The 11,487-nt window shown below is 67.0% G+C and carries 14 protein-coding genes; 10 read left to right on the top strand and 4 right to left on the bottom strand.

What is annotated here, in order from left to right; translation table 11 throughout:
• Window positions 1-25 precede the first annotated feature (25 nt).
• A complete protein-coding gene (locus tag CVO77_RS04575; protein ID WP_106000635.1) occupies window positions 26-2,527 on the top strand; it encodes an ABC transporter permease in 2,502 nt (833 codons plus the stop codon).
• A gap of 4 nt (window positions 2,528-2,531) precedes the next feature.
• Here the strand turns inward: CVO77_RS04575 and CVO77_RS04580 are convergent, their stop codons facing one another.
• The 4 genes from CVO77_RS04580 to thrS all read right to left on the bottom strand — a co-directional run bounded on the left by CVO77_RS04580 (window position 2,532) and on the right by thrS (window position 6,187).
• Complete coding sequence (locus CVO77_RS04580) at window positions 2,532-2,894, bottom strand: type II toxin-antitoxin system VapC family toxin (protein ID WP_105998097.1); 363 nt, start codon at window positions 2,892-2,894, stop codon at window positions 2,532-2,534.
• A complete protein-coding gene (locus tag CVO77_RS21570; RefSeq protein WP_242446096.1) occupies window positions 2,891-3,355 on the bottom strand; it encodes a DUF7662 domain-containing protein in 465 nt (154 codons plus the stop codon). The genes CVO77_RS04580 and CVO77_RS21570 overlap by 4 nt, the downstream gene beginning before the upstream one ends.
• Window positions 3,356-3,425: 70 nt before the next feature.
• Window positions 3,426-4,184, bottom strand: coding sequence for a sulfite exporter TauE/SafE family protein (locus CVO77_RS04590; protein WP_105998098.1), 759 nt, complete (start codon window positions 4,182-4,184; stop codon window positions 3,426-3,428).
• Complete coding sequence (thrS, locus tag CVO77_RS04595) at window positions 4,181-6,187, bottom strand: threonine--tRNA ligase (RefSeq protein ID WP_105998099.1); 2,007 nt, start codon at window positions 6,185-6,187, stop codon at window positions 4,181-4,183. The genes CVO77_RS04590 and thrS overlap by 4 nt, the downstream gene beginning before the upstream one ends.
• Before the next feature lie 186 nt (window positions 6,188-6,373).
• On the opposite strand from thrS, the gene CVO77_RS04600 reads away from it, so the two are divergent.
• From CVO77_RS04600 to CVO77_RS04640, 9 genes are all read left to right on the top strand, one after another.
• Window positions 6,374-6,970 carry a hypothetical protein gene (locus tag CVO77_RS04600; RefSeq protein WP_105998100.1) on the top strand — a complete coding sequence of 199 codons (597 nt, stop codon included), beginning with the start codon at window positions 6,374-6,376 and terminating at the stop codon, window positions 6,968-6,970.
• Window positions 6,967-7,158, top strand: coding sequence for a helix-turn-helix transcriptional regulator (locus tag CVO77_RS04605; RefSeq protein ID WP_105998101.1), 192 nt, complete (start codon window positions 6,967-6,969; stop codon window positions 7,156-7,158). Before CVO77_RS04600 ends, CVO77_RS04605 begins: the two co-directional genes overlap by 4 nt.
• 4 nt (window positions 7,159-7,162) lie before the next feature.
• Window positions 7,163-8,077, top strand: coding sequence for an alpha/beta fold hydrolase (locus tag CVO77_RS04610; RefSeq protein ID WP_105998102.1), 915 nt, complete (start codon window positions 7,163-7,165; stop codon window positions 8,075-8,077).
• A gap of 78 nt (window positions 8,078-8,155) precedes the next feature.
• Complete coding sequence (locus CVO77_RS04615) at window positions 8,156-8,410, top strand: DUF6356 family protein (RefSeq protein WP_105998103.1); 255 nt, start codon at window positions 8,156-8,158, stop codon at window positions 8,408-8,410.
• Window positions 8,407-9,174, top strand: coding sequence for an alpha/beta fold hydrolase (locus CVO77_RS04620; protein WP_106000637.1), 768 nt, complete (start codon window positions 8,407-8,409; stop codon window positions 9,172-9,174). The genes CVO77_RS04615 and CVO77_RS04620 overlap by 4 nt, the downstream gene beginning before the upstream one ends.
• Before the next feature lie 9 nt (window positions 9,175-9,183).
• Entirely contained in the window at window positions 9,184-9,621 is a 438-nt protein-coding gene (locus CVO77_RS04625) for an acyl-CoA thioesterase (protein ID WP_105998104.1), read from the top strand.
• 9 nt (window positions 9,622-9,630) lie between these two features.
• Window positions 9,631-10,068 (top strand): VOC family protein, encoded by a 438-nt coding sequence (locus tag CVO77_RS04630; protein ID WP_105998105.1) that lies wholly within the window; start codon window positions 9,631-9,633, stop codon window positions 10,066-10,068.
• Window positions 10,069-10,138: 70 nt separating this feature from the next.
• Entirely contained in the window at window positions 10,139-10,879 is a 741-nt protein-coding gene (gene gloB, locus CVO77_RS04635) for a hydroxyacylglutathione hydrolase (protein WP_105998106.1), read from the top strand.
• Between the two features lie 67 nt (window positions 10,880-10,946).
• A complete protein-coding gene (locus tag CVO77_RS04640) occupies window positions 10,947-11,396 on the top strand; it encodes a hypothetical protein (protein ID WP_105998107.1) in 450 nt (149 codons plus the stop codon).
• Window positions 11,397-11,487 lie beyond the last annotated feature (91 nt).

Genomic DNA, 11,487 nt, shown 5'->3' on the forward strand with positions numbered 1-11,487 from the left:
TCCGCCCCCGATGGGGCAGGAATTGATGCTCCCCCTCGCGACGCTCTGGCGGATCGCACGGCGCGATCTTGCCACGCGCATCCGGGGCCTGCGGCTGCTCGCGGTCTGCCTGTTCCTCGGCGTCGCGACGCTCGCCGCGATCGGCAGCCTGACGAGCGGCATCACCTCCGAACTCGAACGGCGCGGGCAGACGATCCTGGGCGGCGACATCGAATTCGCCCTGCCCCAGCGCGAAGCCAGCCCCGAGGAGATGGCGGGGTTCCGCAGCATCGGCACCCCCTCGGCGACCGTCCGGCTGCGCGCGATGGCGAATGCCCCCGGCGGCGATGCCTTGCTGTCGGAGTTGAAGGCGATCGACGGCGCCTACCCGCTTTACGGCGCGATGCGGCTGGAGAGCGGCGCGCGCCGGGGTCCGCCACCGCCGGGTGCGATCTGGATCGGCAAGGATCTGGCCTCGCGGCTCGACCTGAAAGTCGGCGGGCGCGTGAAGTTCGGCGAAAAGGCGTTCCGTATCGACGGCATCATCGCCGAGGAGCCGGACCGGCTGGGCGAAGGCTTTGCGCTGGGTCCGGTTGCGATCATCGGGCTGGCCGACCTGCCCGCGACGCAGTTGGTCCAGCCCGGTAGCCTCTACGAAAGCAAATATCGCGTCCGCCTGCCCGTCGATGCCGACCCGGCGGCGATCGGCAAGCGGCTGACCGCGGCGTTCCCCGATGCGGGCTGGAAGATCACCGACCGCAGCAACGGCGCGCCCGGAACGCGGCGCTTCATCGAGCGGATGGGGCAATTCCTGTCGCTCGTCGGGCTGGCCGCGCTGGTCATCGCCGGGATCGGCGTCGGCAACGGCGTCGCGAGCTATCTCGCGGGCAAACGGCCGGGGCTCGCGACGCTCAAGGTGCTCGGCGCCGACAGCGGGACGGTGTTGCGGATTTACGGCCTCCAGATATTGGCGGTCGCGGCGGTGGCGATCGGCGCAGGCCTGGTGGTCGGCGCGCTGGCGCCGAGCCTCATCGGCTGGATCGCGGGCGACGTGCTGCCGGTGAAGCCGGGCTTCGCGCTCTATCCGCTGCCGCTGATGGTGAGCTCGGCCTATGGCCTGCTGATCGCCGTCGCCTTCGCCCTGCCCCCGCTCGCCGCGACGCGGTTTGTGCCTGCGGCGGGGCTTTATCGCGCGATCGTCGATGGCGGCGCGCGGATCGACCGGCGGACGGCGATCACGGTCGGTGTGGCGCTCACGGCAATCGTCGCACTCGCGGTCGGCACCGCGCGCGATCCGCTGTTCGCGCTCTCCTTTATCGGCGCGGCGGCGGCGCTGCTGCTGATCCTCGTTGCCCTCGGCTGGCTGGTGCGGCGCACCGCGAGCCGCCTGCCACGGCCAAAGCGCCCGCTGCTTCGCCTCGCGCTCGCCAATTTGCACCGGCCGGGTTCCGCGACCGGCGCGCTCGTCGTCGCGCTCGGGCTTGGCTTGACGCTCTTCGTCACGCTCGCCGCGATCCAGACCAGCATCACCGCCGAGATCGCGCGCACCGTGCCGCAGCGCGCGCCGAGCTTCTTCGTCCTCGACATTCCGCGCGATCGGGCGGGCCAATTCCGCTCGCTGGTGACCGCCGCCGCGCCCGACGCCGCGGTCAACCTGATCCCGGCGCTGCGCGGCAGCATCACCGAATTTGCCGGCCAGCGTGTCGATGATCTCGCCGAATTGCCCGAGGGGGCGTGGGTGCTGCGCGGCGATCGCGGGCTGACCTACAGCCCGACGCTGCCGAACGGCAGCACGCTGGTCGCGGGCAAATGGTGGCCGACCGGTTACAAGGGCCCGCCGCTGGTCAGCGTCGAGCAGGAGGTTGCGGCATCGCTCGGCCTGAAGATCGGCGACACGCTGTCGGTCAACGTCCTGGGGGTCGAGGTGCAGGCGAAGGTCGCTTCGCTCCGCACCGTCGAGTGGGACAATTTCGGGCTGAACTATGTCCTCGTCTTCTCGCCCGGCACCTTCGACGCCGCGCCGCACAATATGGTCGCGACCGTCGCGGTGCCGCCCAAGGCCGAGGCGGCTCTCGCGCGTAGCATCCCGCGCGCTTTCCCATCGGCGTCGCTGATCGAGGTGCGCGACGTGGTGTCGCAGGTGACCACCCTGCTCACCCAGATGAGCCAGGCGATCGCCGCGGCGGCGAGCATCGCGATCCTCGCCGGCATCGCGGTGCTGATCGGCGCGATCGCCGCGAGCCGCGAACGGCGCGTCTATGACAGCGTCATCCTGAAACTGCTCGGCGCCACGCGCGGCCAGATATTGGGGGCGCAAGGGCTGGAATATGCGGTGCTGGCGGGGATATTGGCGGCGCTCGCTCTGGGACTGGGCCTTGCCAGCGCCTGGTATGTCGTCACCCAACTCTTCGACTTCCGCTTCGCGCCCGACCCGGTCATCGTCGGGCTGACCCTGCTCGGCGGCGCCGGGCTGTCCTTCCTGATCGGCATCGCGGGAAGCTGGCCCCTACTCTCGGCCAAGCCCGCGCAGGCGTTGCGGAGTCTGTAGCCCTTTACGGCCTGTAGGGGAAACCGAGCCGATCGGCCTGTTCGGCAAGCCGCTTGTCGGCGGTCCACAGTTTCGCGTCCTGCAGGGCCGCCGACGCCAGAAGATGCGCATCGACCATGCCCAGCCCGGTTCCGAACAGTCGGTGGTCCGCGATGAAAGCCAGCAAGGCCGATTGATCGACCGTCGGCGCGGTCGGAAGCAGATCCAGCATCGCAACGAACCGGTCCCGGTCGGCCAACGAACCCAGCGCCAGTTCGGCGGTGACGAAAGGATGCTGCGCGACCAGCCCTTCGGCGAGCGCCAGAGCCAGCGCCGCATTGGCACCGCGCAAATGGCTGATCCAGATCGAGCTGTCGACCAATATCATGGAAAGGACCGGGCGCGCGGCGCGGATACCGCATCGGGGTCGGTGCCGCCCATCAGCGCAAGCGCACGCGCCGCTTCGCGCTGGATCAGCGCCCGCGCAGCCGCCTGCTCCAGTTCGCCGCGATCCTTGATTCCGGTGATGCGCGCCGCCTCCGCCCATAGGTCGCGATCAGGTTCGATCGGGATGACGGAGGGCGAATGCGCGCTTCGCGCTCGCCGCACACGCTCGAAGCGGATTCTTTCCCGCTTCTGGTCAATGTCGCGGGTTTCCCAGCCCGCCTCCACCCATACGGCGGCCTGACTGTGATTGCCGCCGCTGTGGTTGGACCACCAGGCGCGATGATCGCGCGCGCTTTTCGGTAATCGAAAACCCAGAACGCGTTCGATCTCGTCGAAATTCGCGTTCCAATTGTTACCCTGCAACGCGCGAAGATGGTCGCCCAGCGGTTCATATTTTCCCATGAGACTTCTCCTATGCCCGCAGCATAAAATAGTTTCATATCATGTCAATATAGGAATAATTACTATGTTCCTATATCACCCGCACCACCGCCGAAATCGCCGCGATGCCCAGCACGACCGCGACCATCGCCTGCCACACATGCGGCGGCACGCGGCCGAACTGGCGCCCGCCGACGCGGTTGCCGAGCCACATCGGGACGAAGAGCAGCAGCGCGAGCAGAAACAATCGCTGCGTCGCGATCCCGACCCACAGCGCCGCCGCGGTGCCGGCGATCGCGGTGAGGAAGAAGATCAACAGCATCGACGCGCGCGCGGTCTTGGGATCGAGGCGGCGGCGCAGATAGAAGGGCACGACCGGCGGCCCCGGCATTGCGGCAAAGCCGGTCAGGATGCCCGATGCGATCCCGGTGCCGATCACCGCGCCGCGGCCCGGCCGATGCCCCTCGGGCTGCTTGGGGAGCAGGACGGCGACGAACGCCCCCACCGCGACCACGGTGATCAGCAACCGCGCGACGTCGGGCCGCGTCACGTCGAGCACCGCCATGCCGATCGGCGTCGTCACCATGGCGATCAGCCCGATCGGCAGCGCGGTCGCGCGGTCGGCATCGGCGTGGATCAGCCCCAGCCCGACCGGGCCGATCAGCAGTTGCAGCAGAATCCCGAGGACCACCGCCTGCGTCGGCGGAATGATCAGCCCGAGCAGCGGCACGAGGATGATCGCCATGCCAAAGCCGGTCAGCCCGCGCACAAAGGCGGCGCCAAAGGTCATCGCGGCCGCGCCGACAAGCGTCAGCGGCGCAAGGCCGAGGATCGGGTGCAGGTCGGTCAAGCGCCGCGAAGGTCCGGCGGGGTCGCCTCGCCCTTGAGCATCGCGATCGCTTCGGCGAGCGGCAGGATGCGCTGGCCGTCCTGGCCGAGGGTGCGGATCGCGACACTGCCTTCCTCGGCCTCGCGCTTGCCGACGACGAGAAGGTAGGGGACTTTTTGCAGGCTGTGTTCGCGGACCTTGTAGTTGATCTTCTCGTTGCGAAGATCGCTTTCGGCGCGGATGCCCGCCGCGGTGAGTTGCGCCACCGCATCCTTCGCATAATCGTCGGCGTCGGACACGATCGTCGCGACCACCGTCTGCACCGGCGCGAGCCAGGTCGGGAAGCGGCCGGCGAAATGCTCGATCAAGATGCCGATGAAGCGCTCGTAGGTGCCGAGGATCGCGCGGTGGAGCATCACCGGGCGGTGGCGCTCGCCATCCTCGCCCACATAGGAAGCGTCGAGACGTTCGGGCATCACGCGGTCGGACTGGATCGTCCCGCACTGCCACGTCCGGCCGATCGCGTCGGTCAGGTGAAATTCGAGCTTTGGCGCATAGAAGGCGCCCTCGCCCGGCAATTCTTCCCAGCCATAATCGTCGGTCGCCATGCCGGCGCGCGCGACGGCCTCGCGAAGCTCGGCCTCGGCCTTGTCCCACATTTCCTCGGTGCCAAAGCGCATGTCGGGGCGCAGCGCGAGCTTCACCGCATATTTTTCGAACCCGAGCTCGCGATAGACGCGGTCGAGCAGCGCGCAGAAGGAGCGTACCTCCTCGACGATCTGGTCCTCGCGGCAAAAGATATGGCCGTCGTCCTGGGTGAACTGGCGCACGCGCATGATGCCGTGCAGCGCGCCGTGCGGCTCGTTGCGGTGGCAACAGCCCATTTCGGCCATGCGCAGCGGCAGGTCGCGATAACTCTTGATCCCCTGGCGAAAGATCAGGACGTGCGCGGGGCAGTTCATCGGCTTCAATGCCATCCATTCGGCATCGTCCGACACCAGCGGGCCTTCGTCCTCGATGTTCGGCACCTCGTCGGGGATCACGAACATATTTTCGCGATATTTGCCCCAATGGCCCGATTGCTCCCACTGGCGCGCGTCCATCACCTGCGGGGTCTTGACCTCCTGATAGTCGGCGCCGTCGATCGCGCGCCGCATATAGGCCTCCAACTCGCGGTAGATGCGATAGCCCTTGGGGTGCCAAAAGACGCTGCCATGCGCCTCTTCCTGTAAGTGGAACAGGTCCATCTCGCGCCCGATCTTGCGGTGGTCGCGCTTCGCGGCCTCTTCGAGCCGAACGAGATGCTCGGCGAGCTGCTTCTTGTTGAGCCAGCCGGTGCCGTAGATGCGGCTGAGCTGGTCATTTTTCTGGTCGCCGCGCCAATAGGCGCCCGACACGCGCGTCAGCTTGAACGCCGCAGGGTCGAGCTTGCCTGTCGAGGCGAGGTGCGGGCCGCGGCACATATCGAACCAGTCACCGCCCGATCGATAGACGGTCAGTTCCTCGCCCTCGGGCAATTCGGCGGCCCATTCGGCCTTGTAAGTCTCCCCCATCACGCGCCAGGCATTGATGAGGGTGTCACGATCCATGACTTCACGCACCAGCGGCTTGTCGGCGGCGATGATGCGGCGCATCTCCTCCTCGATCAGCGGCAGTTCGTCGTCGCGGAACGCGCCATGTTCGGCGGTCGGCGCGAAGTCGTAATAGAAGCCGTCGCCCGTCGACGGGCCGAAAGTGATCTGCGTGCCCGGAAACAGCGTCTGCACGGCCTCCGCGAGCACATGCGCATAATCGTGGCGCACGAGTTCGAGCGCATCGGCCTCGTCGCGGCTCGTCACCAGCGACAGGTTCGTGTCTTCCTCCAGCGGTCGCATGATGTCGCGCAATTCGCCGCCCACTTTCGCGGCGAGCGCGGCCTTGGCGAGGCCGGGTCCGATGTCGGCGGCAATCTGCGCCGGGGTGGTTCCGCGCGCGACTTCACGGGCAGAGCCATCGGGAAGGGTGACGCGGATCATCTGGGACATCGGGGAAGCGGCCTTTCTGGGCAGGATTGCCGCGTTCCTTTGCCAGCGCGAACAGGCCCCCGCAAGCGCTCGATTTCGCGCGATCTCTGCAGTCTGCGATGGCGCCCTTGTCATTATGTCAATGTCGCTTGACAAACGCCACTCATTATGTCAACTTTCCTTTACTGAAACTCAAGGGAACTTGACATGACCACCACCGACGCCTCCTCTGCCAAGCGCGCCACCCTGCTCTGGGCCGCCGCTTTTTTCGTCGCCATGTTCGGCACCCCGATGGTGCTGAGCGTCACACATGTCCTGTCCGGGCCATGGGCAACGGCGGTGATGATCCTGCCGATGCTGCTGCTGATCCCGATGGTGCGCGCCACCGAGCGGATGCAGCGCGTGACGGGATGCGCCTCGACCGTGGCGCGGCGCTATAACCGGCGGATGCTCGGGGCCTCCTTTGCTTATGTCATCGGACTCGGCGCCGGGCTGCTGCTGCTGCGGGGGCAGGATGTCGCGAAGCCGGTGGCGGCGCTGCTGGCGTTGCTGCCCACCCTTCCCGTCTTTGCGATGATCTGGGCGATGGCGCGCTATGTCATCGAGGAAAAGGACGAATATCTACGCGCGCGCACGGTCAACGCGGCGCTGATCGCGACCGGCCTGCTGCTCGCCACCGCGACCTTCTGGGGCTTCCTGACGACGTTCGAGGTCGCGCCCGATGTCCCGGCATGGGCCGCCGTGCCGGTCTGGTGCATCGGCCTCGGCTTCGGCCAGTTGGTGAACAGGGTGCGCGGCGCATGAAGAACCGCCTGAAAGTCCTGCGCGCCGAGCGCGACTGGAGCCAGGGCGACCTGGCCGAACGGCTCGAGGTGTCGCGCCAGTCGGTCAACGCGATCGAGACGGGCAAATACGACCCCTCGCTCCCCCTCGCCTTTCGCATCGCCGATCTGTTCGGCCTGCCGATCGAAGCCATTTTCCTGAAGGATTGACGCCATGAAGCGCTTTTTCGCCATCCCCATCCTCTTCCTGCTGCTGGTCGCCAACCTGACCGCGACCCGCGCCGATGCGGCCGAACCCGGCGCCGTCTGCGGATCGGGCCTGATCGAGGGCAAGCGGATCACTGTCGAGGTCGAAGGTAACGGCCCCGATGTCGTGCTGATCCCCGGCCTGTCGTCGCCGCGCGCTGTGTGGGCGGCGACCGCCGTGCGACTGAAAGCGACGCATCGCCTGCATCTCGTCGAAGTGCGCGGCTTTAGCGGCGATGCGCCGGGCCTCAATGCCGAGGGACCGGTGCTCGAGCCGATGATGCGCGAAATCGCCGATTATATCGACGATTGCATCGTCAACCAGGGTCGGCCCGCCCCGGCCATCATTGGCCATTCACTCGGCGGCCTGACCGCGATGATGATCGCGGCGCGCAAACCCAGGGATGTCGGCAAGCTGATGGTGGTCGACAGCCTGCCCTTCTTCGGCATGCTGTTCGGCCCGACCGCGACCGTCGCCACGGTCGAGCCGCAGGCCGCCGCGATGCAGAAGATGCTCGCCGCAAAGGATACAGCGGAGGCCGACGATCGTACCCTGCAGATCATGTCGGCGACCGAGGCGGGCCGCGCGCAGGTCAAGGCGTGGACGCGGGCGGCGAATGCGAAAGTGGCGGCGCAGTTGATGTACGACGACATGACCACCGACCTGCGCCCCGAACTCGGCGCGATCACCGCGCCCTTCACGATGCTCTATCCACTCGACGCCAGCGCGATGCCCGCGGACATCGTCGACGGCCTTTACAAGGGCGCCTTTGCCGCCGCCGGGACGGCGACATTGAAGCGCATCGACGGCAGCCGCCATTTCATCATGCTCGACCAGCCCGACGCCTTCGCCGCCGCGGTCGATGCGTTTCTGGCGGATTGACCCCTTCGCGACGCGCCGCCCTTGCGGGAGAAAGCCTCTCCCGCTAGGGCGGCCGCAACCGGAAAGGAGCCGTCCCCGATGTTCAAGCGCCTGTTTGTCGACCATCCGAAAAGCGTCGACGAAAATTATGTCGAACATTTCGGCGTCGCATCGAAATTCGGGGTGACGATGATCTTTGGCGGCGTCTGCGCGCTGATCCACGCTCTCGTCCCCGGCTGGTGCATCACCACCGGCAGCGACACGATCCGCCGGTTGAACAAGATCATGGTCGAACAGCGCGCCGCCAAGGGGCTGGCCGCGATCCAGATGAACACGGTCGACTGGGTCATCTGACACAAGTGGAAACGGCACCCGACACGCTCGATCGGCCCGGCCGCCCGCGCCTTGCCTATCGCCACGTCGCGGGCCACGGACCGACGATCGTCTTCCTGCCGGGTTATATGTCCGACATGGCGGGCGGCAAGGCGACCGCATTGTTCGATTGGGCCGCCGCCGAAGGACGCGCGTGCCTGCTGCTCGATTATGCCGGGTGCGGATTGTCGGATGGCCTGTTCGCCGATCAGACCCTGCTCGACTGGCGCGGGGACGTGCTCGACCTGATCGACGCCAAGGCGGAAGGGCCGGTGCTGCTCGTCGGATCGTCGATGGGCGGCTGGCTGATGCTGTTGACCGCGCTCGCGCTCGTCCGCCGCGACGGGCCTTCGCGGGTCGCGGGACTCGTCGGCATCGCGGCGGCGCCCGATTTCACCGACTGGGGCTTCACCCCCGAAGAGAAGGCGATCATCCTCGCCGAAGGCGCGCTGGTCGAGGAAACGCCCTATGGCGACCAACCCTATGTCACCACACGCGGCTTTTTCCAGTCGGGCGAGGCGAACCGGCTGCTCGGCGCCGACATCCCGCTCGCCTGTCCGGTGCGGCTGCTGCACGGGCAGGAGGATGGCGACGTGCCGCCCGACATCAGCCTTCGCCTCGCCGCCGCGCTCGCCAGCGCGGATGTGCAGGTGACGCTGGTCAAGGGCGGCGACCACCGGCTGTCGCGCGACACCGACATCGCGCTTTTGATCGACACGGTCGCGCGCCTCGCGACCGCAAATTAGAGAATTTCCATGGCCCGTAGCGACTTCCCGTTCCACGTCCGAAAGCGCGTCCGCTATGCCGAAATCGACGCGCAGGCGGTGGTGTTCAACAGCCGCTACCTCGAATATTTCGACATCGGCATCACCGAATATTGGCGCATGGTGGGGGTTTACGACCGCTGGCCGGCGCTCGAAAGCCCCGAATTCCACGTCGCGCGCGCCGAACTCAACTATCGCGCGCCGATCCTGCTCGACGAGGAAATCGACATTTGCGTGCGCTGCGCGCGCGTCGGCACCAGCTCGATGACCTATATGTTCGAGCTGCATGGCGCCGGGAAAGACGATCTGCGCGCCGACGGCCAGCTGATCTATGTCCATGTCGCCGAGGCGCAGGGTGCGCCCGCGCCGGTTCCGCAAGAATTCCTGTCCCTGTTCGAAGAGTTTGAAGGTCGGACACTTCGCGCCTAATGTAGTGGCATGACCAAATATCTTCACACAATGATCCGCGTATCAGATCCCGACGCCACGATCGATTTCTTCAAACTGGTCGGGCTGGAAGAAGTGCGCCGTTTCGACAGCGAGGCGGGGCGCTTCACCCTGATCTTTCTCGCCCCGCCGGGACAGGCCGGGGTCGCCGAGGTCGAGCTGACCTACAACTGGCCGCCCGCCGACGGCAGCGCGCCCGAAACCTATGATGGCGGCCGCAATTTCGGCCACCTCGCCTATCGCGTCGACGATATCTACGCCACCTGCCAGCGGCTGATGGACGCCGGGGTGACGATCAATCGTCCGCCGCGCGACGGCCATATGGCGTTCGTGCGCTCGCCCGACGGTATTTCGGTCGAGCTGCTCCAGGACGGCCATTTGCCGCCGCAGGAGCCCTGGGCCTCGATGCCCAACACCGGCGTCTGGTAAGGCGCCGGCCAAGGCTGGCCCCCCGGCACTCCGTCTGGGAGGCATGAGGCCGGAAAGAAAGGAGATATAAGTGAGCCCGCTCGACATCGTCCGCATTCCGGCCCTGAGCGACAACTATGTCTGGCTGGTCCACGATCCCGCCAGCAAGGCGACGATGGTGGTCGATCCCGCCGTCGCCGACCCCGTGCTCGAAGCCGCGGCGGCACGCGGCTGGGCGATTACCGACATCTGGAACACCCATTGGCACCCCGACCACACCGGCGGCAACGCGGCGATCAAGGAAGCGGCCAAGGCATGGGGCGGCTGCACGATCACCGGCCCGGCGGCGGAATATGCGCGCATCCCGACGCTCGACGTGCAGGTGACGGGTGGCGACCGGGTCGCGCTCGGCGCGCATGTCGCCGAGGTCTGGGACGTGCCCGCGCACACCGCCGGGCATATCGCCTATCATTTTGCCGACGATGCCGCGATCTTCGTCGGCGACACGATCTTCGCGATGGGCTGCGGCCGGTTGTTCGAGGGCACCGCCGAACAGATGTTCGCGAACATGCGGCGCTTCGATGCGCTCGACGATGCGACGCGCGTCTATTGCGCGCACGAATATACGCTGTCGAACGCGCGCTTCGCGGTGACGGTCGATCCGGGCAATGCCGCGCTCGCCGCGCGGCTGGCACAGGTCGAATCGGCGCGCGCGGCGGGCGAAGCGACGGTGCCGACCAGCATCGGCGCCGAACGCGCGACCAACCCCTTTCTCCGCGCGCCGACAGCGGCCGAGCTCGGCCGCATCCGCGCGCTGAAAGATGCCGCCTGATGACGCCGCTTCACCCCCCATTCACTTTGAAACCGCCAGCATCACCGATGCTGCAAGGAGCCTGACAATGACAAGGACCAAGCTGATCCGCGCCGCGGCGCTGACGCTGTTGGCGGCGCCGATGATCGCAAGCTGCGCCCCCGGCGGCACCGCACAGGCGGGCGCCGCGGCGCTCAGCCCCAAACAGGCCGAGCAACTCGACAAGCAGCTCGCGGGCAAGGTGCCGGGCGAGCCGATCCAGTGCCTGCCCAACTACCGCTCGGCCGAGACGATCCGCATTTCGGACGATATCCTGCTCTATCGCTCGGGCAGCAAGCTCGTCTATCGCAACGACCTCAAGGGAAGCTGCCCCGGCCTCGCGCGCGACAGCGATATCATGGTCGTGCGCCAGTTCGGCTCGTCGACCTGCGAGGGCGATTTCTTCCATCTGGTCGACCGCAGCAGCGGCATCCGCGGTCCGACCTGCGTCTTTGGTCCGTTCGTCCCCTATCGCAAACCGGCGGGGGACGCTGACTGAGCCCCCGGCTCGGTCGCGGGCGGGGTTCCGGTTTGCACCGAGCTCTTCGGGTCGCATCCCCGCCTGCATCCATTGCAACGTCGCCTCCGCG

This window comes from Sphingopyxis lindanitolerans, assembly GCF_002993885.1.
Taxonomy (GTDB): Bacteria; Pseudomonadota; Alphaproteobacteria; order Sphingomonadales; family Sphingomonadaceae; genus Sphingopyxis; species Sphingopyxis lindanitolerans.

Bases quoted from the DNA above. Each gene is read 5' to 3' on its own strand.
- CVO77_RS04610 (WP_105998102.1), top strand. From the start codon at position 7,163: ATGAAGCGCTTTTTCGCCATCCCCATCCTCTTCCTGCTGCTGGTCGCC.
- CVO77_RS04575 (WP_106000635.1), top strand. From the start codon at position 26: ATGCTCCCCCTCGCGACGCTCTGGCGGATCGCACGGCGCGATCTTGCC.
- CVO77_RS04580 (WP_105998097.1), bottom strand. From the start codon at position 2,894: ATGATATTGGTCGACAGCTCGATCTGGATCAGCCATTTGCGCGGTGCC.
- thrS (WP_105998099.1), bottom strand. From the start codon at position 6,187: ATGTCCCAGATGATCCGCGTCACCCTTCCCGATGGCTCTGCCCGTGAA.
- CVO77_RS21570 (WP_242446096.1), bottom strand. From the start codon at position 3,355: ATGGGAAAATATGAACCGCTGGGCGACCATCTTCGCGCGTTGCAGGGT.
- CVO77_RS04615 (WP_105998103.1), top strand. From the start codon at position 8,156: ATGTTCAAGCGCCTGTTTGTCGACCATCCGAAAAGCGTCGACGAAAAT.
- CVO77_RS04605 (WP_105998101.1), top strand. From the start codon at position 6,967: ATGAAGAACCGCCTGAAAGTCCTGCGCGCCGAGCGCGACTGGAGCCAG.
- CVO77_RS04630 (WP_105998105.1), top strand. From the start codon at position 9,631: ATGACCAAATATCTTCACACAATGATCCGCGTATCAGATCCCGACGCC.
- CVO77_RS04640 (WP_105998107.1), top strand. From the start codon at position 10,947: ATGACAAGGACCAAGCTGATCCGCGCCGCGGCGCTGACGCTGTTGGCG.
- CVO77_RS04625 (WP_105998104.1), top strand. From the start codon at position 9,184: ATGGCCCGTAGCGACTTCCCGTTCCACGTCCGAAAGCGCGTCCGCTAT.
- CVO77_RS04600 (WP_105998100.1), top strand. From the start codon at position 6,374: ATGACCACCACCGACGCCTCCTCTGCCAAGCGCGCCACCCTGCTCTGG.